Source organism: Stenotrophomonas sp. ISL-67, from assembly GCF_018612915.1.
Classification (GTDB): domain Bacteria; phylum Pseudomonadota; class Gammaproteobacteria; order Xanthomonadales; family Xanthomonadaceae; genus Stenotrophomonas.
The window spans coordinates 15,651-35,732 of record NZ_JAGGRL010000010.1 but is presented as its reverse complement, the minus strand read 5'-3'; the positions used below and the strand labels follow the sequence as shown (position 1 = coordinate 35,732).

Annotated in this window: 20 protein-coding genes; 1 reads left to right on the top strand and 19 read right to left on the bottom strand. The window is 64.8% G+C overall.

Annotated elements, in window-relative coordinates:
- Positions 1 to 3: 3 nt before the first annotated feature.
- From J7J08_RS11625 to J7J08_RS11610, 4 genes are all read right to left on the bottom strand, one after another.
- Positions 4 to 504, bottom strand: coding sequence for a hypothetical protein (locus J7J08_RS11625; protein ID WP_214905541.1), 501 nt, complete (start codon positions 502 to 504; stop codon positions 4 to 6).
- An 86-nt stretch (positions 505 to 590) separates the two neighbouring features.
- Complete coding sequence (locus J7J08_RS11620; RefSeq protein ID WP_214905539.1) at positions 591 to 1,178, bottom strand: TetR/AcrR family transcriptional regulator; 588 nt, start codon at positions 1,176 to 1,178, stop codon at positions 591 to 593.
- 148 nt (positions 1,179 to 1,326) lie between these two features.
- Complete coding sequence (locus tag J7J08_RS11615; protein ID WP_251006602.1) at positions 1,327 to 1,716, bottom strand: DoxX family protein; 390 nt, start codon at positions 1,714 to 1,716, stop codon at positions 1,327 to 1,329.
- A 104-nt stretch (positions 1,717 to 1,820) separates the two neighbouring features.
- Positions 1,821 to 2,678: an NmrA family NAD(P)-binding protein gene (locus tag J7J08_RS11610; protein ID WP_214905537.1), complete on the bottom strand. Its 858-nt coding sequence runs from the start codon at positions 2,676 to 2,678 to the stop codon at positions 1,821 to 1,823.
- Between the two features lie 129 nt (positions 2,679 to 2,807).
- Between J7J08_RS11610 and J7J08_RS11605 the strand changes: the two genes are divergently transcribed.
- Positions 2,808 to 3,716 (top strand): LysR family transcriptional regulator, encoded by a 909-nt coding sequence (locus J7J08_RS11605; RefSeq protein WP_214905535.1) that lies wholly within the window; start codon positions 2,808 to 2,810, stop codon positions 3,714 to 3,716.
- 568 nt (positions 3,717 to 4,284) lie between these two features.
- On the opposite strand, the gene J7J08_RS13410 is transcribed toward J7J08_RS11605, so the two are convergent.
- The 15 genes from J7J08_RS13410 to ndk all read right to left on the bottom strand — a co-directional run bounded on the left by J7J08_RS13410 (position 4,285) and on the right by ndk (position 20,039).
- Positions 4,285 to 4,437 (bottom strand): hypothetical protein, encoded by a 153-nt coding sequence (locus tag J7J08_RS13410; protein ID WP_251006601.1) that lies wholly within the window; start codon positions 4,435 to 4,437, stop codon positions 4,285 to 4,287.
- Between the two features lie 205 nt (positions 4,438 to 4,642).
- Positions 4,643 to 5,203 (bottom strand): TetR/AcrR family transcriptional regulator, encoded by a 561-nt coding sequence (locus J7J08_RS11595; RefSeq protein WP_214905533.1) that lies wholly within the window; start codon positions 5,201 to 5,203, stop codon positions 4,643 to 4,645.
- On the bottom strand, positions 5,200 to 5,736 hold the full coding sequence (locus tag J7J08_RS11590; RefSeq protein WP_214905531.1) for a dihydrofolate reductase family protein: 537 nt from the start codon (positions 5,734 to 5,736) through the stop codon (positions 5,200 to 5,202). The genes J7J08_RS11595 and J7J08_RS11590 overlap by 4 nt, the downstream gene beginning before the upstream one ends.
- A gap of 145 nt (positions 5,737 to 5,881) precedes the next feature.
- Positions 5,882 to 7,447, bottom strand: coding sequence for a glutamine-hydrolyzing GMP synthase (gene guaA, locus J7J08_RS11585; RefSeq protein WP_214905528.1), 1,566 nt, complete (start codon positions 7,445 to 7,447; stop codon positions 5,882 to 5,884).
- A 110-nt stretch (positions 7,448 to 7,557) separates the two neighbouring features.
- Positions 7,558 to 9,012 carry an IMP dehydrogenase gene (guaB, locus tag J7J08_RS11580; RefSeq protein ID WP_214905524.1) on the bottom strand — a complete coding sequence of 485 codons (1,455 nt, stop codon included), beginning with the start codon at positions 9,010 to 9,012 and terminating at the stop codon, positions 7,558 to 7,560.
- Between the two features lie 231 nt (positions 9,013 to 9,243).
- A complete protein-coding gene (gene folD / locus J7J08_RS11575) occupies positions 9,244 to 10,119 on the bottom strand; it encodes a bifunctional methylenetetrahydrofolate dehydrogenase/methenyltetrahydrofolate cyclohydrolase FolD (protein ID WP_214905521.1) in 876 nt (291 codons plus the stop codon).
- 125 nt (positions 10,120 to 10,244) lie between these two features.
- Positions 10,245 to 12,071, bottom strand: coding sequence for a monovalent cation:proton antiporter-2 (CPA2) family protein (locus J7J08_RS11570; RefSeq protein ID WP_214905519.1), 1,827 nt, complete (start codon positions 12,069 to 12,071; stop codon positions 10,245 to 10,247).
- A gap of 167 nt (positions 12,072 to 12,238) precedes the next feature.
- Positions 12,239 to 13,375 carry a molybdopterin-synthase adenylyltransferase MoeB gene (gene moeB / locus J7J08_RS11565; protein ID WP_214905517.1) on the bottom strand — a complete coding sequence of 379 codons (1,137 nt, stop codon included), beginning with the start codon at positions 13,373 to 13,375 and terminating at the stop codon, positions 12,239 to 12,241.
- Positions 13,376 to 13,411: 36 nt separating this feature from the next.
- Positions 13,412 to 14,809, bottom strand: a complete 1,398-nt coding sequence (gene der, locus J7J08_RS11560) for a ribosome biogenesis GTPase Der (protein ID WP_214905515.1) — start codon at positions 14,807 to 14,809, stop codon at positions 13,412 to 13,414.
- 12 nt (positions 14,810 to 14,821) lie between these two features.
- On the bottom strand, positions 14,822 to 16,030 hold the full coding sequence (bamB, locus tag J7J08_RS11555; RefSeq protein ID WP_214905513.1) for an outer membrane protein assembly factor BamB: 1,209 nt from the start codon (positions 16,028 to 16,030) through the stop codon (positions 14,822 to 14,824).
- Complete coding sequence (locus tag J7J08_RS11550; protein ID WP_214905511.1) at positions 16,030 to 16,668, bottom strand: tetratricopeptide repeat protein; 639 nt, start codon at positions 16,666 to 16,668, stop codon at positions 16,030 to 16,032. The genes bamB and J7J08_RS11550 overlap by 1 nt, the downstream gene beginning before the upstream one ends.
- Before the next feature lie 72 nt (positions 16,669 to 16,740).
- On the bottom strand, positions 16,741 to 17,607 hold the full coding sequence (locus J7J08_RS11545) for a RodZ domain-containing protein (protein WP_214905507.1): 867 nt from the start codon (positions 17,605 to 17,607) through the stop codon (positions 16,741 to 16,743).
- A 6-nt stretch (positions 17,608 to 17,613) separates the two neighbouring features.
- On the bottom strand, positions 17,614 to 18,411 hold the full coding sequence (gene pilW, locus J7J08_RS11540; protein WP_214905504.1) for a type IV pilus biogenesis/stability protein PilW: 798 nt from the start codon (positions 18,409 to 18,411) through the stop codon (positions 17,614 to 17,616).
- Complete coding sequence (gene rlmN, locus J7J08_RS11535) at positions 18,398 to 19,603, bottom strand: 23S rRNA (adenine(2503)-C(2))-methyltransferase RlmN (RefSeq protein WP_214905501.1); 1,206 nt, start codon at positions 19,601 to 19,603, stop codon at positions 18,398 to 18,400. Before rlmN ends, pilW begins: the two co-directional genes overlap by 14 nt.
- A 10-nt stretch (positions 19,604 to 19,613) precedes the next feature.
- Positions 19,614 to 20,039 (bottom strand): nucleoside-diphosphate kinase, encoded by a 426-nt coding sequence (ndk, locus tag J7J08_RS11530; protein ID WP_214905497.1) that lies wholly within the window; start codon positions 20,037 to 20,039, stop codon positions 19,614 to 19,616.
- Between the last annotated feature and the right edge of the window lie 43 nt (positions 20,040 to 20,082).

Here is a 20,082-nt window from a genome sequence, read left to right as displayed (position 1 = left end):
ACGTCAGTGCTGCAGGCGCTTGTTGCGCGCATGGATCATCCAGCTCTGCGCAGCGATACCGATGAGGAACACGACGAAGCAGCCCAGCAGGGTCTGCAGCACCACCGGCGCCATCGGCGCAGCGGCCAGCGGATGCGAGACCGGCAACCGGGTCAGCGATTCGTTGACGGCAGGCACCAGCCCGAGCAGGAAACTGAAGGACAGCGCGAAGGCGGACAGGTACGGCCGCAGTCGGCCAAGGAAGCCCAGCTTGTTCACCAGCACGCCACCGAACGCCACCAGCAGCACAATGATGCCGAAGGCATGGCCGGGATTGAGGCCGCCAGTGCTGGAGACGGTAAACGAGGTCGCCACCGCCAGGACCAGGCCCAGCAGATAGAGCTTGCCGGAGGTAGTGGCGGGATCGATCTTCCGGTGCCGCACGAATCCGTACAGACCGGCCAGTACGGGGATGAGGCTGATGGCGGTGTGCAGTACACCGAGTGTCGAGAGCGGATGTGGCATGGCGGCGAATCCTTGATTGAACCTACTAGTAGGTAGTCGATTGGGGCATGAAAAAGCCCGCGCAAAGCGGGCTTACGGAAAACGAATCAACGTGGTGCGACCACCCGGGCAACCGACAGCTGCGCCAGCGCTACGAAGGTCTGCGCATCACCAAAACCTCGAGCCGCCAACATGGCCCCGTGCACGGAGGCCATGAAAGCCCTGGCTTCATCCGCGGGAACGCCCTGTAACCGGAACTGCCCTTGGACGACGCCCTTCTCCAACGTGGCGGTCAACCAGCCACTGAGATCCTCGAAGTGCCCACGAACCTCTTCCGCAATTTCCGGTGGGATCATCGGCGACTCTGCCGCCAGCATGGCGCAGATGCAGAACGACGCAGTGCCACCGGTGATGCAGGTGGACCAGTAGTCGACGTAGGCATTGAGCTCGCTAAGCGGATCACCCAGCTGCCGGTCCAGCATGGCCAGGCCCTCGCGCGCTTCCGCGCGGTACAGTGCCACTACCGTCCGCACCAGTTCGGCCTTGCTCGGGAAATGGTGATGGATGCTGGCCTTGCTGATGCCGACCCGGGCCGAGATATCGGCATAGCTGAAGCCGTTGTAGCCGCCCACTTCAAGCAGGGTGCGGGCGTGGGCGACGATTTCGGCGGCTTTGGGGGAGAGTTCGAATGTCATGGAGTCATCCTACTAGTAGGTAGATTGCCTGTCAAACCCCATAAGCGTCGTATCGACCAACGGCCGGCACCTACCAGCACTTTACGATGCCCCCTGTCCATGACCACCCACACATCATCGTCCTGATCGGGCTCCTGCCGCAGATGATCTACAGGCGCTGGCGTCGCTGGAACTGATCAATGACGGGCGATGCCATCGGTCTGCGCCAGCTTATCCAACCGGCTACGAACGACAATGTCGCCACAACCAGTGGCGGCACCGCGTGCGCATACTCGCCGTGGAACACGACGGTCACGAAGGCGGCAACCATGACAGTGCCGCCCAGCGCCGCGCCAGGCAGCCGACTGCGCGTCCGGAAAAGCAGAACCGCAGCCGTGAGTTCCAGCGATCCGGTCACGAAGTGGAACCAGTGCGGATACCCCCATTTCAGGTACTCCTCGCCGATGGATCCCGGCGCGAAGATGTTGCTGAGTGAGCCAACGACGAAGAAGGCGGCAAGCGCGAGGGGAAGGGCCTGGCCCCAGGACATACTGGGCATGTGTACTACCTTGGATGGTGGCTGTGCTGCCGGTGGAATGCGACGTTCGGAACAGACTCGAACGCCGCATCGATGGCGGATGAGCGGGCCTATGCTGCAGCGGCTTACCGGGCCGCCGCAAAAACATCGCGCGCAGAGGTTGCGCCCGGGACGTGCTCCGTACCCATTTGCCCGAGATCCATCCCTCCGGCATTTACAGCCTCATACATGGTTTCGGCCGGGCCAGACTGGCCCTTCGGAATGCCGAACTGCTCGAAGGCCTCCTGCCATCCGGCTCGCGGGACAGCAACCGCTTCAACGTGGCGTTTCATTACTTCACCCAATTGCGCAGCGACCTCATCTGCACTCACCATCGAGCCGAGTTCGATGGCGCGATGTCCTGACCACACGGGCCCGCTCAGAAGCCTTGCGATCTCGGCACCGATGTCATGGGTCGCAACCATGGTCGATTTGCGGCTTGTCGGGTCGTTGAAGACAGGCAGCTTGCCGCCTTGGGCGACATGCAAGCCGTAAAGGAAGTTTTCAAAGAAGCCACCTGCCCGCACATAGGCGATCGGCAATGGCAGGTCGCGAAAGCCCTGCTCCAGGAGCGACAACGCGGTGATCAACCCCATCCCGCTGGGTCTCTCCGCGCCCATCGACGAAAGCGCGACGACCCGCGGCACCGGGGCTCTGGTGAGCGCCTGGATATAGTTCGCGATGACGCCCCTGGCTTCCCTGAAATCCGGCGAGGGGGCCCAGATGGGAGGCAGCATGACAAACGCGCCAGCGACGCCATTGAGCGCCCGCTCGATGGAGGCGGCATCATTCCAGTCACCATCAACCAGTTCGACGCCCTGTTCCATCCAACGGACCGCCTTCGCGCGGTCGCGAACCAGCGCACGCACCCTCCTGCCCTGCGCCAGCAGATGGGTTGCCGCTGCACCCCCCACTTTTCCCGTAATTCCCATGACCAGATACACGTGCGTTCTCCTTCATCAGTTCGATGAACCACGGTACGCCGTGCGCTATTATTCGAATACTGGGTACATTCGGAACGGGCCGTACAGATGAACTTAACAATCACCAGGACCCACCTGGATGGGCTGGTCATGTTTTTGACCGTGGCGGAACGCCGCGGCTTCCGTGCGGCGGCACGGCAGCTCGGAATCACGCCATCTGCGGTCAGCCAGGCGATACGCAGCCTGGAGGAACGGATAGGCGCGCCCCTGTTCTCCCGTACGACCCGAAGCGTCAGGCTGACCGAGGCCGGTGAACGCCTGCTCGCCCATGCACGTCCGGCTGTCGATATGCTCTCGGCAGGACTGGATGCGGCGAGTGGCCTGGGTGGCGAGATCACCGGCCGGCTGCGCATCAATGCCCCCAGGCCGATTCTGCCGCTGCTGGTGAATCGCCTGCTGCCGGACTTTTTCGACGCATACCCGAACGTTGAACTCGACCTGGTGGGCGAGGATCGCCCCATCGACATCGTCGAAGAAGGTTTCGATGCGGGGATACGCCTGGGAAATTTCGTGCAGATCGACATGGTCGCGGTATGGTTGACGCCGCCGGAACGCTTCGTTGTCGTTGGCGCCCCTGCACTATTCCGGGAACATGGCCGACCATCGACACCTTCCGACCTGCAGAATTTCCGTTGCATCCTGCTCCGTCAGTCCGTGCGGGCGCTCGACCATTGGCAATTCGTCGTTGATGGCAAGCGCATCACGGTGGGGGTCAAGGGACCTCTTGTGATCAACGACATTGAAACCTGCATCCGCTCGGCGTTGAAAGGTGTCGGGCTGTTTCAGCTGCCGCATTCGCTCGTGATGTCGCATCTTGAACGTGGGGACCTGCAGGCCGTTCTCGAACCCTATTGCGAAGAAGTTCCTGGTCTTTCCCTTTACTATCCAAGCCGAAGTCAGGCGCTGCCAAAACTTCGCGCATTCGTCGATTTTGCCACCCAACGGATGCGCAGGGCCTTCAAACCAGACGATTACCTGCCGACGCCAGCGGAACGATGACGGGGGCATGGGGCGGAACTCCGTCCTCCTTGCAGAGGGGTCAGTCTGAGAGCGTGGTCGCCCACCGCGGCGGGCCCGGTGGGCAGGACGCGCCCTTGACCTATCGAGCAACCTGAACGGCCGGATTCGGGCCAGCAAAGCTGAACGGATGGCTACGTTTGATTGGATTTGGCTTCAAAGTTAGTTTTTCACGCTATTTTTTAAGCGTATTTTAATCACGCGCTTTTTATCGATTGGATTTCGCCTCGAACTTCAAGCATGCAACGAAATAGCAAGCACAATCTAATCAAGCGAGTTCAGACCCAACTACCGCGCGGGGCGCCCTTCACCGCACTCAACCTGTTCCTGCATGACATGCCACGCCTGTCGGTGGACAGTAGTCGTAGCCATGCCACGACTTCTACAACTTTCCAAAACGCAAGTTAATTTTATTTTTAGTGTCTCAAGTCGTAGTCTTATTACGACACTGACAACATATTCAAATACTGGTCACGTGGGAAGAACCTCGCGGGAATACCGCTACATCGTTTCCTGAACCGCTCTCAGGACGTCGCCAACGCTCTGATCTTCAGGTTTTGAGCAGATCCGACAGGCAATCGGCGAACGCCGGCTGGTTATTGCTCATTGGCGTGGAGATGGCTTCATCACCGGTGACGACGGCCATGGTCATGCCGGTCATGTTGCTCAGGCCGTTCGAGTTGCGCAGCACCTGCAGGGCCAAGTGCAAGGGAAGCCGTCGGCGCTGCGTCGCAAAGGGTGGATACCGCCGTGCACGAACGAATTCATGGCGTTCCAGGACACGTCCTTGAAATGGGCCAGCATCTGGTGGGCCGCCGCCGGCACGCCTTGCCCGGCGCGCTTGCCGATCTGTTCGATCATCTCATTCGCACTGGGGAGGTTCTTGGCAGCCTGTTCGGCTTCCAGCGTCAAGAGCGCGATAAGCCATCCAGCAGACGATCCAGGGCCTGTCCATACTGTTCTTGCAGGATCTGGCTTTGCATCTTTGCGCCTCGAACCGAGGCAAGGGCGAGGCCGCTGCCATGGGCGTGGTCCACCAGAACGTCGCGCCACAGGATGGGCTCGGCCGTGATCCCGGCCAGCAATGTGGTCAGGCGGTCAGTGATCTGGCGGGTCACCCCGGCCAAGGCTTCCGGCGTTGCAAAGAGCGCCAGCGTCAGCTGCGGATGACGGCCGACGGCCTGGTGGTAGCGGGTGAGCAACCCCCGGATTTCCGCCCGGTGGTCCGCCAGCTCGCCGGGTCCTTTCAGGGCCTCGGCATAGACCCGATCCGACAGCGCCCGCAGCAACCCGGCCTGGTCGGCCACATGGTTGTAAAGGCTCATCGGCGTGACGCCCAGCCGGGTGGCCAGGGCGCGCATCGTCAAGCCTTGCCCTCCGCTTTCATCCAGCAGGGTCAGTGCAGTGGTCAGAATGTCGTCTCGCGCCACGCCCTGCCCTTGGGCCGGGCGCCCACGCGGTCGGGTCATGGGGCGAGTCGATAGGTGGATTGCACCAACCCCGAGGGGAAGCTGCGGCTGGCTACCAACTTCAGTTCCACGTCGTGGGGCAGCGCGCCGAACAGCGGCCTGCCCGCCCCGAGCAGCACGGGCACGGTGGTAATCACCATGTCGGCCACCAGCCCATCGCGCAGGAAGGACTGCACCACCTTCCCGCCATCGACGTACACCTTGCGCACATTCTGCGCCGCCAGGTTTTCCATCGCGTCCTTGGGCGCGCGGCTGGAGAACCAGACCTTGCCCTTCAGCGCCTCGGGCACGGGCGCATCGGCCAGCTGCCGGGACAGCACCAGTACGGGCAGGTCGTAGGGCCAGGGGCCGAGGGTCAGCGCCTTCTCGTAGCTCCCCCGGCCCATCACGATCGTGTCCTTGTCGGCGATGAAGGCTGCGTAGCCGTGATCTTCACTCGGATCATCGCGCTGCAACAACCAGTCGATGTCGCCGTCTTCCCGGGCAATGAAGCCATCCATGCTGGTGGCGATGAAAACGTGAGCTGTGATCATGGGAGCCCCTTTATAAATATACACCGTATATTAAAAGGGGATGGCGACTGAGCACAAGGGCTGACCAATGTCATTCAATGCGAGCATTGTTCCCATGCATCTCAACCGAAGCCGCGGCTGGCGATAGTCCCCGAAGGACCTGATTTCACTCCCACTCAATCGTCGCCGGCGGTTTCCCGGAGATGTCATACACCACCCGCGAAACCCCGCGCAGCTCATTGATGATCCGGTTGCTCACCGTGCCCAGGAAGTCATACGGCAAATGCGCCCAGTGCGCGGTCATGAAGTCGATGGTTTCCACCGCGCGCAGCGCGATCACCCACTCATACGCACGGGCATCACCGACCACGCCCACCGACTTCACCGGCAGGAACACCGCGAAGGCCTGGCTGGTCTTGTCGTACAGATCGGCCTTGCGCAGTTCGTCGATGAAGATCGCGTCGGCCTTGGCCAGCAGCTCGGCATATTCGCGCTTCACTTCGCCAAGGATGCGCACGCCCAGGCCCGGACCCGGGAACGGGTGGCGGTAGACCATGCTGCGCGGCAGGCCGAGTTCGACGCCGAGGCGGCGCACTTCGTCCTTGAACAGCTCGCGCAGCGGTTCGACCAGGCCCAGCTTCATGTGCTCGGGCAGCCCGCCGACGTTGTGGTGGCTCTTGATCACGTGGGCCTTGCCCGTCTTGCTGCCGGCCGACTCGATCACGTCGGGGTAGATGGTGCCCTGCGCCAGCCACTTGGCGTTGCTCAGCTTGTTGGACTCTTCGTCGAAGATGTCCACGAACAGGTTGCCGATGATCTTGCGCTTGGCTTCCGGGTCGGCCACGCCTTCGAGCTTGCCGAAGTAGCGGTCCGCAGCATTCACGCGGATCACCTTGACGCCCATGTGCTCGGCGAACATCGCCATCACCTGGTCGCCTTCCTGCCAGCGCAGCAGGCCGGTGTCGACGAACACGCAGGTCAGCTTGTCGCCGATCGCCTTGTGCAGCAGTGCGGCAACCACCGACGAATCCACGCCGCCGGACAGGCCCAGGATCACTTCGTCATCGCCGACCAGTTCGCGCACGCGGGCGATCTGGTCGTCGATGATATTGGCTGCGGTCCACAGGGTCTGGCAGCCACACACGTCGACCACGAAGCGGCGCAGCAGCGCCTGGCCCTGCAGGGTGTGGGTCACTTCCGGGTGGAACTGCACGCCATACCAGCGCTTTTCCTCGTTGGCCATGGCGGCCACGGGAATACGGTCGGTGGTGGCGGTGATGGTGAAGCCCGGGGGTGCCACGGACACGTGGTCACCGTGGCTCATCCACACGTTCAACTTCGGCTCGCCGCCATGGTCGCTCAGGCCCTTGAACAGCGCGTCGGGGTGGACCACGTTGACTTCAGCGTGGCCGAATTCGCGCTGGTCGGCCGCCTCGGTGGCGCCGCCCAGCTGTGCGGCCAGGGTCTGCATGCCGTAGCAGATGCCGAAAATCGGCAGGCCGCTGTCGAACACTTCCTGCGGCGCGGCGGGCGCGCCCGGCAGCGTGGTCGATTCGGGGCCACCGGACAGGATGATGCCCTTGGCGCCGAACGCAGCAATCTCGGCCGGGTCGTGGTCCCACGCCCAGATTTCGCAGTACACGCCGATCTCGCGGATGCGGCGGGCGATCAGCTGGGTGTACTGCGCGCCGAAATCGAGGATGAGGATCTTGTCGTTATGGATGTTGGTCATGGCGCCCGGAAATGCAGGTTGAAAACGGAGAAACGGAATTCAGAACGGAGGGCAGATAGAGAAAGAGGAACGGGAATCAGCTTCCTCGTTCCTCTCTGCTCACCGGCGCATCAGGCGCGGTAGTTCGGTGGCTCTTTGGTGATCTGCACGTCGTGGACGTGGCTCTCACGCTGGCCGGCGCCGCTGATCTTGACGAACTTCGGCTTGCTGCGCATGTCCTCGACCGTGCCGCAGCCCACGTAGCCCATGGTGGCGCGCAGGCCGCCCATCAGCTGGTGGATGATGCCGCCAACCGGGCCGCGATACGGCACGCGGCCTTCGATGCCTTCGGGAACCAGCTTGTCGGCGCTGGAGGCGTCCTGGAAGTAGCGGTCCTTGGACCCCTTCTCCATCGCCGCCAGCGACCCCATGCCGCGGTAACTCTTGTACGAACGGCCCTGGAACAGCTCGGTTTCACCGGGCGATTCCTCGGTACCGGCCAGCAGGCCGCCGATCATGATGGTGGAGGCACCGGCGGCCAGCGCCTTGCCGATGTCACCGGAGTAGCGGATGCCACCGTCGGCGATCAGCGGGATGCGATCCTGCAGCGCTTCGGCCACCAGGTCGATCGCCGTGATCTGCGGCACGCCGACACCGGCGACCACGCGGGTGGTGCAGATCGAGCCCGGGCCGATGCCGACCTTGACCGCGTCCGCGCCGCTGTCCAGCAGCGCCAGCGCAGCTTCGCCGGTGCAGATGTTGCCACCCACGACCTGCACCTGCGGGAAGTGCTTCTTGACCCAGCTGACGCGGTCCAGCACGCCCTGCGAATGGCCGTGCGCGGTGTCCACCACCAGCACGTCCACGCCGGCAGCGACCAGCGCTTCGACGCGGCGATCGGTATCGCCGCCGACCCCCACCGCGGCACCCACCAGCAGGCGCGTGGCGATATCCTTGGCGGCGTTGGGGTAATCGGTGTTCTTCTGGATGTCCTTGACGGTGATCAGGCCACGCAGGGCGAAATCATCGTTGACCACCAGGATCTTTTCGATGCGGTTGCGATGCAGCAGTTGCAGCACCTCCGCGGACGCGGCGCCTTCCTTGACCGTGATCAGGCGATCCTTCTTGGTCATGATGTGGCGGACCGGATCGTCCAGCTCGGTTTCAAAGCGCATGTCGCGGTGGGTCACGATGCCGACCAGCTGGCCGCCATCGACCACCGGCACGCCGGAGATGTTGCGCGCCTGGGTCAGCGCCAGCACGTCGCGGATGGTGGTTTCCGGACCGACCGTGATCGGGTCGCGGATGACACCGGCCTCGAATTTCTTGACCTTGGCCACTTCGGCGGCCTGTTGGTCCACGCTCAGGTTCTTGTGGATGATGCCCATGCCACCCAGCTGTGCCATGGCGATGGCCAGGCGTGCTTCGGTGACGGTATCCATGGCAGCCGAGAGGATCGGAAGCTTCAGCCGCAGGTCGCGCGTCAGGCGCGTTTCCAGGGTGACATCCTTGGGCAGGATGATGGAATGGGCGGGGACGAGCGAGACGTCGTCGTAAGTCAGTGCTTCAGCCTGGATGCGCAGCATCGGCATACCCGAGATGTGGGGAAGCGCGACATTTTACCCTGATTTCCCCCCGATGGGCAGGGGGAGGATGCGACGCTGTGTCGCGTTCGACGTAGCCGTTCATGGTGCCATGCGCCGGTAGCGCCGGCCGTTGGCCGGCCCAAGGGGTGCTGCCGACGCCATGAGGGCCGGCCAACGGCCGGCGCTACCGATCAGTAGGTGACGACCGTTGGTCGTCACGGCGTTCCGGCGTCAGGCCCCTTCTGCAGCCTCGATGGTGTTCTGCATCAGCGTGGCCACGGTCATCGGCCCTACCCCACCCGGCACCGGGGTGATCCAGCTGGCCCGTTCGGCCGCCGCCTCGAAGCCCACGTCGCCGACCAGGCGCCCGTCGTCCAGGCGGTTGATGCCCACGTCGATCACCACCGCACCCGGCTTGACCCACTCGCCCGGCACGATGCCCGGGCGGCCCACCGCCACCACCAGGATGTCGGCATTGCGCACCGACTGCTCCAGCACCTCCTTGGGGGTGAACTTGTGGCAGCTGGTCACGGTGCAGCCGGCGATCAGCAGCTCCAGGCCCATCGGCCGGCCAACGTGGTTGCTCACCCCCACGATGGTGGCGTTGCGGCCACGCACCGGCTGGTCGGTGTGGCCCAGCAGCGTGGTGATGCCGCGCGGCGTGCACGGGCGCAGGCCGAATTCACGCAGGGCCAGGTGGCCCACGTTTTCCGGATGGAAGCCGTCCACGTCCTTGCGCGGGTCGATCCGGTGGATCAGACGGCTGGCATCGGGAATGCCCGGCAACGGCAGCTGCACCAGGATGCCGTGGATCTTCGGATCGGCATTGAGCTGGTCGATCAGGGTCAGCAGTTGGGCTTCGCTGGTGCCGGCCGGCAGGTCGTAATCGAACGCCTCGATTCCGACCTTCTCGGCAGCGCGGCGCTTGTTGCGCACATACACGGTCGAGGCCGGATCGCCACCCACCAGCACCACGGCCAGGCCCGGCCGGCTGCCGCCGGCGGCCAGGCGGGCGTCTACGCGCACCTTCAGGCTGTCCAGCAGGTCTTCGGCGATGCGGCGTCCGTCCAGGAGGCGGGCGGAATGGGGGGCGGCGGAGTCGGTCATCGAATGTGCGGCGTGGGGCGGCGGGGAACGTATTGTCCCCGATTAACGCGGTGCGTTACACCGGTAGCGCCGGCCGTTGGCCGGCCCAGGCGGTAATGAGGGCCGGCCAACGGCCGGCGCTACCGTCATTCTTCCTCGGGAACCTGGTCGGCGTTAAGGGTTCTGGCCTTGCGCTTGGGTGCGGTGAACGGCGTCGGCGTGGGCACGCCCGGCAGCGCGGTACCAAACACCATGTGCGCCCCCGCGCGCAGATCACCACCGGCCATTTCCAGCTCGAACCGTTCGGCGTCGCGCTGGCGGATCTGTTCGGCGATGTCGCGCGCGTCATCCTCCTCTGCACCGAGTTCAACCAACGCCGCCTGGCCGAACAGCAGCGCCGACTCGAAGGTTTCGCGGATCTGGAAATCCACACCGGCGTGGATCAGCCGCAGGGAATGTTCGCGATCGAACGAACGCACCAGCAGCTTGGCCTGCGGGAACTCATGCGCGATCAGTTCGACGATGCGGTCGGCATCCTGCGCGTTGTTCACGCACACCGCGATCGCGCGCGCCGTCGCGGCACCAGACGCGTGCAGCACGTCCAGCCGGGTGCCGTCGCCGTAATAGATCTTGAAGCCGAAGCGCTCCGCGTTGTGGATCATGTCCACGTCGTTGTCGATGATGGTCACGTCCACGTCGCGGGCCAGCAGCGACTGGCTGGCAACCTGGCCGAAGCGGCCGAAGCCGATCATCAGCACGCTGCCGGACATGCCCTCGGCGGTGTCCACGCCTTCCAGCGAGACCTCGCGCGCTGGCATCAGCTTGTCGTGCAGCAGCACGAACAGCGGGGTCAGCGCCATCGACAGCACCACGATGGCAGTCAGGTTGGCGTTGACCTCGATACCGATCACCCCGGTGGTGGCGGCAGCCGAGAACAGCACGAAGGCGAATTCGCCACCCTGCGCCATGACCACGCCACGATCCAGCGCCTGGTGGTGATCGCTGCCCAGGATACGCGCCACCGCGTAAATGCACACCGCCTTGGCCAGCATGAGTGCCAGCACGCCGGACACGATCAGCGGCCAGTTGTTGGCGACCACCGTCAGGTCCAGCGCCATGCCCACGCTGAGGAAGAACAGCCCCAGCAGGATGCCGCGGAACGGTTCGATGTCGGCTTCAATCTGGTGGCGGAAGGTGGATTCGCTGAGCAGCACGCCGGCCAGGAACGCACCCATCGCCATCGACAACCCACCCAGCTGCATCAACAGCGCCGCGCCCAGCACGACCAGCAATGCGGCGGCGGTCATTACCTCGCGCGCCTTGGCGGCGGCCAGGATGCGGAACAGCGGGTTGAGCAGGAAACGGCCCACCAGCACCAGCCCGATGATCGCCCCGGCAGCGATGGCCACGCTGATCCAGCGCGAACCGGTCCCGGCGTCGGCCTGCACCGGTGCCATGAAGGCCACGACCGCCAGCAGCGGCACGATCAGCAGGTCCTCGAACAACAGGATCGACACGATCTTCTGCCCCGACGGCAGCGCGATGTCACCGCGCTCGGCGAGCAGCTGCATCACCACCGCCGTGGAGGTCAGCACGAAACCGGCCGCACCGATGAAGGCCACGGGCAACGGGAAACCGAACAACATGCACACACCGGTGAGCACCGCACCGCAGACCGCGATCTGCAGCGTGCCCAGCCCGAAAATTTCCTTGCGCAGGCTCCACAGGTGCGAAGGCCGCATTTCCAGTCCGATCACGAACAGGAACATCACCACGCCGAGCTCGGCGGTGTGCAGGATCGCCTGCGGATCAGAGAACCAGCCGAACCCGAACGGACCAATCGCCAGGCCGGCGGCGAAGTAACCCAGCACCGAGCCCAACCCCAGCCGGCGGAACAAGGGCACCATCACCACTGCCGCACCCAGCAGGGCGACCACTTTCACCAGCTCACTGGCACCTGCTTCCACCGCCATGCGGTTCGTTCCTTGCAACTCCGATCAGCCATCACGATAGGACATGTTGACGCAGGGACATAGCACGCAGGTGCGCATGATCGTGCCACGCATGGAACGACTGGCGAAAAAACAGGCGCGGTGTCCCATCACCGGTAGAGCCGGGCTCTGCCCGGCTGCCTTGCACGTCAACCGCCGCGGCAGAACGCCGCGTAATCGATGTAACCCGGAAACGCGCGCCCCGGCGCACATAGCGGGCAGCCGGGGTCCGGCGCCAGCCGGATCTCGCGGAACCGCATGGCCAGCGCGTCGAAGGTCAGCAGCCGCCCAACCAGCGGCTCACCGATCCCGAGCAGCAGCTTGAGCACTTCCGTAGCCTGCAGCAGGCCGACCATGCCCGGCAGCACGCCGAGCACACCGGCCTCGGCGCAGCTGGGGGCGAACTCCGGCGGCGGCGGTTCGGGAAACAGGCAGCGGTAGCAGGGCGCCTGCCCACGATGACGGCCGGCATCGAACACCGATACCTGCCCGGTGAAGCGCTCCACCGCGCCATACACCAGTGGAATGCCGTGCTTGATACACGCATCGTTGAGCAGGTAGCGCAGCGGGAAGTTGTCCGATCCGTCCAGCACCACGTTCACGTCGTCGAGCAGCGCATCGATGTTGTCCGAGGTCACCCGCGCCTGCACCGCTTCGATGTCCAGGCGCGGATTGAGCGCCAGCAGCCGTTCGCGTGCCGAGCCCACCTTGGGCTGGCCGATGCTGGCCTCGGTATGCAGGATCTGCCGCTGCAGGTTGCTGCGATCCACCACGTCGTCATCGGCGATGCGCAGGTGCCCTACCCCGGCAGCTGCAAGGTAGAAGGCCGCCGGCGAGCCGAGGCCACCGGCGCCGAGCAGGAGCACGCGGGCGCCAAGCAGCGCATGCTGGCCGGCAACGCCCACCTGGGGCAGCAGCAGGTGGCGTGAATAACGCTCGTTGAAATCACGCTCGTCGTCGCTCTGCAGCGGCTGCACGAACGGCAGCCCGGCAGCGCGCCAGGCGGTGGTGCCGCCGTGGACGGAGGCGATGTTGGTGTAGCCGAGATGGAGCAGCGCCTGCGCGGCTTCCATGGAACGTTTGCCGCTCTGGCAGATCAGGATGAGTTCGCGGTCGTGCGCCGGGAGGTGGGCAGACGGATGTGCCTGGAGCTCCCCTTTCGCGATGCCCAGTGCGCCCTCGGCGATGCCGGTGGCGCGCTCGTGCGGTTCGCGCACGTCGATCAGCAGGGCGCCGCGCCCATGCAGGGCGCGGGCGTGTTCCGGGGATATCTCGCGAATGTCCATCGGCCCATTATCACCGGTGATATGAGGGCGCGGGCGTCAGCGACCCTTTACGTGCTTGATCAGGCGCTTTTTCTTTGCAATCTGGCGTTCGCTGAGCACGTTCTTCTTGCCTTCGTACGGGTTGGCACCCTCGCGGAAGATGAACTGCACCGGCGTGCCGATCAGCTTGAAGCGCTTACGGAAGAAGTTTTCCAGGTAGCGCTTGTACGACTCCGGCAACTCTTTCAGGCGGGTGCCGTGCACGATGAAGGTGGGCGGATTGGAACCACCCGGGTGCACGTAACGCAGCTTGGACACGTGACCACGGATCGCCGGCGGCGGGTTGGTCTCGTAGGCGATTTCCAGCGCCTTGTTGACTTCGCTGGTGCTGAACTCGTGCGTGGCCGAGGCATGTGCCTGGTGGATCGCACGGAACAGCTCACGCAGGCCCGAACCATGCTTGGCCGAGATGCGCACGGTTTCCGCCCACGGCACGAAGCCCAGCTTGCGCGACACCAGTGCTTCGGCCTGCTCGCGCTGGTAGTCGGTCAGGCCGTCCCACTTGTTGATCGCCACCACCAGCGCACGCCCGGCATCGAGCACGGCGCCCAGCACGGTGGCGTCCTGGTCGGTCACGCCTTCGCTGGCGTCGAGCATCAGCACCGCCACCTGGCACTGCTCGATGGCCTGCAGGGTCTTGATGACGCTGAACTTCTCGACCACCTCTTCGACCCGCCCCCTGCGGCGCAGGCCGGCGGTGTCGATCAGGCGGTACTCACGGCCGTCGCGCTCCAGGTCCACGGCGATCGAGTCGCGGGTGGTCCCGGGTACTTCCGAGGCGATCATCCGCTCTTCGCCGAGAATGCGGTTGACCAGGGTCGACTTGCCCACGTTGGGGCGGCCGACGAAGGCAATGCGCATCCGGTTCGGATCGTTGTCCATCTCTTCGCCGCTGCCCTCTTCGGGCAGCCGCTGGATCACTTCTTCAAGCAGGTCGTCCAGGCCCTGGCGGTGGGCAGCCGACACCGTCAGCATTTCGCTGAACCCGTAGCGGGCGAACTCGGCGCGCACGGTGTCTTCGTTGGTGCCGTCGATCTTGTTGATCAACAGCAGGGTCGGCCGCGACAGCTTGCGCAGCCACGCCAGGATCTCGTCATCCAGCGCGGAGGTGCCGTCACGGGCATCCACCACGAACAGGATCAGATCGGCTTCGCCAGCGGCAGCACGCGCCTGGTCGGCGGTCGCGCCGGCCAGGCCTTCGTCATCCTCCGAGATACCGCCCGTGTCGACGACGAGGAAATGGTTGTCCTCGTCAAGACGGCAAACACCATAGTTGCGGTCCCGGGTGACGCCAGGCTGGTCGTGGACCAGCGCGTCACGGGTACGGGTCAGCGCATTGAAAATGGTGGACTTGCCGACATTCGGCCGTCCAACCAGGGCGACCAAGGGCAGCATCGCGGTAACTCCTTATTGTGCCAACCGGAATGCGGTCAGCTTTCCATCAACGTTCTGCACCAGCAGAATCCCATCGGCGACCACCGGCTGCGCCAGCAGGGCATCGCCGCCACTCTTGGCGCGCGCGGCCAGTTCACCATTATCCGTCCGCAACCAGTGCAGATAACCCTTGTAGTCACCGACCACAACGTAGTCGCCGTGGATCACCGGCCCGGTCAGCGAGCGCCGGGCCAGGCCGGTCTGCGACCACATGGCACTGCCGCTGGCCTTGTCCAGGCCGAACACGCCGCCCTTGTTGTCGGTGACGATCACATTGCCCGAGGTCAGGGCCACGCCACCGGCGCCACCATGGTCACGGGCCCACAGCGGACGGCCGGTCGGGCCTTCGATCGCCATGGTCTGGTTCTTGAAGCTGCTCACGAACAGGGTGTTGCCTTCCAGCACCGGGGCACCGTCCACGTCGGACATGCGCTCCAGCTCGGTGCGGCCTTCGCCGTTGGCAACCATCTGGTCCCACACGGTGCGGCCATCCTGCATCGCCAGCGCGGAGACGCTGCCGTCATCGTTGCCGATGAACAGCACGCCCGGGCCGGTCACCACCGGCGCGTTGCCGCGCACGGTCAGCATCGGCAGTTCACGCGGGTTGAACCACTTCTGGGTGCCGTTGCCGGCATCGAAGGCGGTCACCCGGCCGTCGTTGCTGCGCACGAACACGACGCCCTGGGCCACGGCCGGCGCTGCGATGACTTCGCCCGTCACCTTGGCGCGCCACTTCTCGCTGCCGTCGTTGGCGTCCAGCGCGATCACCTGGCCATCCAGGGTTCCGATCACGACCAGGCCTTCGCCCACGCCTGGGCCACCGGACAGGCGCAGCTTGGGCTGCTTCTTCACCTTGGCCGGCTCGTAGGTCCAGACCGTCTTGCCAGTCTGCAGGTCCAGCGCCTGCACGCCACCGGTGATCGCCGCCGCGTACACGCGGCCGTCAGCCACGACCGGGCCCTGGCGCACGCCGATGCGCTTCTCGCCCTTGCCCAGGTTGCTGCTCCAGATCCGGTCGACCTTCACGGTCGGCTCGAACTTGACCAGTTCGGCCGGTTCCAGCGCCTTCTTGGCCTCCGCGTCCTTGCCGGCGAACCAGCCCTTGACGGTGGTGCAACCGGACAACGCCACGCCCATCAGAACCAGGGTGGCAACGCGCTTGATCATGACCATCTGCTTCATTACACCGACTCCGCAGGCTCGGTGACGGTGCCACCGGCATCCATCACTTTGGTTTCCAGCACGCGCCGCTGGGGCGCTGCCACGTCCAGCGTCTTGAGCGCCTTCTCATACTGCCCGCGGGCTTCGTCACGCTTGCCCAGTGCCATCAAGGCATCGCCGTGGATTTCCACGCTCGCACTATCGGTGGCACTGCCCAGCAGCGCGATGGCTTCATCGTGCTTGCCGGTGGCGATCAACAGGCGCGCGATGCGCTGGTCGATCGCAGTCTTGTATTCCGGGTCGGCCTTGATGGCACGAAGGGTGGCCAGGGCCTCCTCGTTCTTGCCAGCATCCACCTGGGCCTTGGCCAGCTGAAGGGCCGCCAGGTCGCCGTAGATCTGGACCTTGCCGCCTTCCAGGCCCTTCACGCCCTTGGCCGCTTCGTCCAGCTTCTTGTCCTGCAGCTGCTTGAGCACCAGCTGGTACTCGCCGTTGGCACCGGCCAGGTGGCTGCCCTGCTCTTTCTGCCACCACTGCCAACCGGCGATGCCGCCGATGGCAATCGCCACGCCGGCGATGATGCTGACACCATTCGTCCGCAGCCAGCTGCGGACGCGTTCACTTTGTTCGTGCTCGTCGAGCAGGTCGTCGATCGCCATGCGTACTCTCGCCCCTGCCCGTCAGGAGGGACTGTTTGAATTGGATTGTCGAAATGATTCGGTAAACGCGGCTCAGTGTGAAACCGGAGCCACGGAGCCGTCAGAGGATACCGTAAAGCGTGCCACGTTGGCTCGCTGGTAAGGCGAAAGGTCGACGATAGTGCCGGCCTGCTGAACCTCGACCGCCGACGCATTCCCCAGCACCATGCGGGCTACCTGGCCCGGGCTGAAGGTGCGGGTTTCGCCCGACTTGATCAGGGCTTTTTCGACCGTGCTGCCATCGGGTGCGGCAATGTCCACCCAGCTGTCGCCCCTGAACTGCAGGCTGAGCGCGCCCGCCGGAGCGGCGGCGGCGGCACTGGGCCGGGGAACCGGGGTGAGTGACGCCAGGTAAGGCGCAGACGGCGCCGACGGGGCCACGCCGGGGGCCGCCTCCGACGCAGCCTGGGCGGCAGGTGCCGCGGTTCCTGCCACCGGTACGGCGGCGGGAATGACATCCAGCGACGCGGTGCTGGGGGTGGTCGACGCACTGTCGAAATGGCCGCGGGTGGCGAACCACACCGGCACGGCCAGCACCGCGGTGATGCCTACATACAGGGCACGTCGCCCCAGGCTTTCGGCGATACGCCGGGCCCGCGGGGTATGGGTGTGACTGACCAGCTGCGGTGGCACGACAGGGCCGATGCGGGCCTGGTCAAGCACATCGCCCAGATCGACCTTGAGCAGGCGCGCATAGCTTTTCAGCTGACCGCGGACGAACACCGGCGCGCCGAGGCGATCCCACTGCTCGGCTTCCAGTGACTTCACCACCTGGACCGGCATGCGCAGCTGCTGCCCGACCGCATCGAGCGTCAATCCTGCCGCTTCCCGCGCCTGCCGGAGACGGGTTCCACAGCCGGCCGCAGTCTCAAAAGCGTTCACAGTCTGGTCATCAATCACAATGCTTCAACCCCGGGAATTAGGAGCCGCATCCTGCGGAAATTCGTCGCGAATTCGCTGCAGATAACGACCGGATGCCACTGTGTCGCCAAGCTGCGCCTCGATTTGAGAGGCAAGTTGTAACACGGAACGTGTGGCCGGTGCAGCCGCAAGACGCCGTTGCACGAAGGCCCGCGCCTCGAAATGGCGGCCTTGGGCATACTCGTTGCGTGCCATGGACTCCAGCGCATAGGGATTGACCGGGTCCAGCGCCAGGGCCCTGCGCAGGTCACGCTCGGCACGCTCGGGCTGGCCCGCATCAAGCGCACAGCCGCCGGCGTTGGCCAGGGCAGCCGCCGGCGTGCGGTAGCCAGGCGTTGCAATGGCCCGGTCAAAGAGCGGCAGCGCCTCGCCGGCGCGGCCATGACCACATAACCACGCACCATAATTATTGAGTACTTCGCCACTGCCCGGCGCCAGTTCGGCCGCCTTCTGGAACAGCGGCCCCGCCTGGGCGTCGTCGCCACGCCGGTTGGCCAGCGCGGCCAGCATCACATAGGCATCGGGCCGGCCCGCATCGAGCTTGAGTGCGCCCTTGGCCCGCTTCTCGGAAACATCCAGGGCCCCGGCCCGGAACGCCTCGGCCGACAACGTCATCAGGTCCTGGTAGCTGACCCGGCGACGGGTGTCGGCGTTGTCGCGCGCCACATACTCGGGCGCGATGCCGAGAGGCGCGGTTGGGGGCTTGACGCCTTTGTTGCCACACCCGGCTACTGCCAGCGCGACGAAAAGAACGGCTGGCAATCGGCGGTCAGGCAGCGGCATCCCGGTTTTTCCCCTCCTGGAGTGTCTTGTTGAACTCGGCCTGGCGGCGGGTACGATCCATCACCTGGCCCTTGAGCTGGCCACAGGCGGCATCGATATCGTCGCCACGGGTGCGCCGCACCATGGTCAGCACCTGCGAATCGAGCAGGATCTTCTGGAAGGCGCGGATCTCCGTGTCACCGGACCGCTCGTAACGGGTACCCGGGAACGGATTGAACGGAATCAGGTTGACCTTGCCCGAATGCGATGCCTGCACCGCATTGTCGAACTGGCGCATCAGCCGCGCCAGCTGGCGGGCGTGCTCGGGCTGGTCATTGATGCCCTTCATCAGGGTGTACTCGAACGTCACCGATTCACGGCGCTTGTTGGCACGCAGGTAGCGCGCGCACGACGCCATCAGTTCGACGATCGGGTACTTCCTGTTGAGCGGCACCAGGGTCTCGCGCAGCGCATCGTTGGGTGCATGCAGCGACACCGCCAGCGACACATCGCTTTCCGCGGACAGGCGGTCGATCTGCGGCACCAGGCCGGAGGTTGACAGGGTCACGCGCTTGTTGGCCAGGCCGTAGCCCAGGTCATCGCGCATCACGCTCATCGCGCGCACGACGTTGTCGAAATTCATCAACGGCTCGCCCATGCCCATCATCACCACGTTGGTGAGACGACGCTGCTTGTGCGGGATGTTGCCCAGGTGGCGCGCCGCGACCCACACCTGGCCGATGATCTCGGCGGTGGAGAGGTTGCGGTTGAAGCCCTGGGTGGCCGTGGAGCAGAACGTGCAGTTCAGCGCGCAGCCCACCTGCGACGACACGCACAGCGTGCCGCGGTTCTTGTCCGGGATGTACACCGCTTCGATCGCGTTCTTGCCGTCGGTGCCCATGGCCAGCAGCCATTTGTGGGTACCGTCGGCGGAGGGCTTGTCGAACACGATGTTGGGAACACGGACCTCGGCATGCTGCTTGAGCTTGGCGCGCAACGCCTTGCCCAGGTCGGTCATTTCATCGAAATCGGTGACGTAGTGGTGGTGGATCCACTTCATCACCTGGTGGGCACGGTAGCGCGCTTCGCCGAGTGTCCCGGCGAAGAAGCGCTCCAATCCCTCGCGATCGAGGTCGAGCAGGTTCTGCTTGGCCACCGGCGCGCCCTGATCGAGCACGACGGGGATGGCGGTGGGCTGTACGACCTCGTTCACGGCATTACTCTCAGCGCGAGACCACGTCGGTCGCGGCGAAGAAGTACGCGATTTCAATCGCGGCATTCTCGACCGAGTCCGAGCCGTGGGCGGCATTGGCATCGATGGAATCGGCGAAGTCGGCGCGGATGGTGCCCGGCGCAGCGTCCTTCGGATTGGTGGCGCCCAGCAGGTCGCGGTGGGCCAGCACGGCGTTGGCGCCTTCCAGCGCCTGGATCATCACCGGGCCGGAGATCATGAACTCGACCAGCGCGTTGAAGAACGGACGTTCCTTGTGCACGGCGTAGAAGCCTTCGGCTTCGCGGCGCGACAGCTGCTTGTACTTGGCAGCCACGACCTTCAGGCCAGCCTTCTCGAAGCGGGCGTAGATTTCACCGATGACGTTCTTGGCGACGGCGTCCGGCTTGATGATGGAAAGGGTGCGCTCCAGCGCCATGGGAATTCTCCGTTGGGCGGGCCACTGATCAGCCCGAGAGTAA

What these genes read in the sequence shown, in the direction of transcription:
- J7J08_RS11605 (WP_214905535.1), top strand. Translation starts at nt 2,808, where the DNA reads ATGTTTTTGACCGTGGCGGAACGCCGCGGCTTCCGTGCGGCGGCACGG.
- J7J08_RS11615 (WP_251006602.1), bottom strand. Translation starts at nt 1,716, where the DNA reads ATGCCCAGTATGTCCTGGGGCCAGGCCCTTCCCCTCGCGCTTGCCGCC.
- J7J08_RS11590 (WP_214905531.1), bottom strand. Translation starts at nt 5,736, where the DNA reads ATGATCACAGCTCACGTTTTCATCGCCACCAGCATGGATGGCTTCATT.
- J7J08_RS11595 (WP_214905533.1), bottom strand. Translation starts at nt 5,203, where the DNA reads ATGACCCGACCGCGTGGGCGCCCGGCCCAAGGGCAGGGCGTGGCGCGA.
- J7J08_RS11550 (WP_214905511.1), bottom strand. Translation starts at nt 16,668, where the DNA reads ATGGCGATCGACGACCTGCTCGACGAGCACGAACAAAGTGAACGCGTC.
- moeB (WP_214905517.1), bottom strand. Translation starts at nt 13,375, where the DNA reads ATGGACATTCGCGAGATATCCCCGGAACACGCCCGCGCCCTGCATGGG.
- guaB (WP_214905524.1), bottom strand. Translation starts at nt 9,012, where the DNA reads ATGCTGCGCATCCAGGCTGAAGCACTGACTTACGACGACGTCTCGCTC.
- folD (WP_214905521.1), bottom strand. Translation starts at nt 10,119, where the DNA reads ATGACCGACTCCGCCGCCCCCCATTCCGCCCGCCTCCTGGACGGACGC.
- pilW (WP_214905504.1), bottom strand. Translation starts at nt 18,411, where the DNA reads ATGCCGCTGCCTGACCGCCGATTGCCAGCCGTTCTTTTCGTCGCGCTG.
- J7J08_RS11570 (WP_214905519.1), bottom strand. Translation starts at nt 12,071, where the DNA reads ATGGCGGTGGAAGCAGGTGCCAGTGAGCTGGTGAAAGTGGTCGCCCTG.
- bamB (WP_214905513.1), bottom strand. Translation starts at nt 16,030, where the DNA reads ATGAAGCAGATGGTCATGATCAAGCGCGTTGCCACCCTGGTTCTGATG.
- J7J08_RS11620 (WP_214905539.1), bottom strand. Translation starts at nt 1,178, where the DNA reads ATGACATTCGAACTCTCCCCCAAAGCCGCCGAAATCGTCGCCCACGCC.
- ndk (WP_214905497.1), bottom strand. Translation starts at nt 20,039, where the DNA reads ATGGCGCTGGAGCGCACCCTTTCCATCATCAAGCCGGACGCCGTCGCC.
- guaA (WP_214905528.1), bottom strand. Translation starts at nt 7,447, where the DNA reads ATGACCAACATCCATAACGACAAGATCCTCATCCTCGATTTCGGCGCG.
- J7J08_RS11625 (WP_214905541.1), bottom strand. Translation starts at nt 504, where the DNA reads ATGCCACATCCGCTCTCGACACTCGGTGTACTGCACACCGCCATCAGC.
- der (WP_214905515.1), bottom strand. Translation starts at nt 14,809, where the DNA reads ATGCTGCCCTTGGTCGCCCTGGTTGGACGGCCGAATGTCGGCAAGTCC.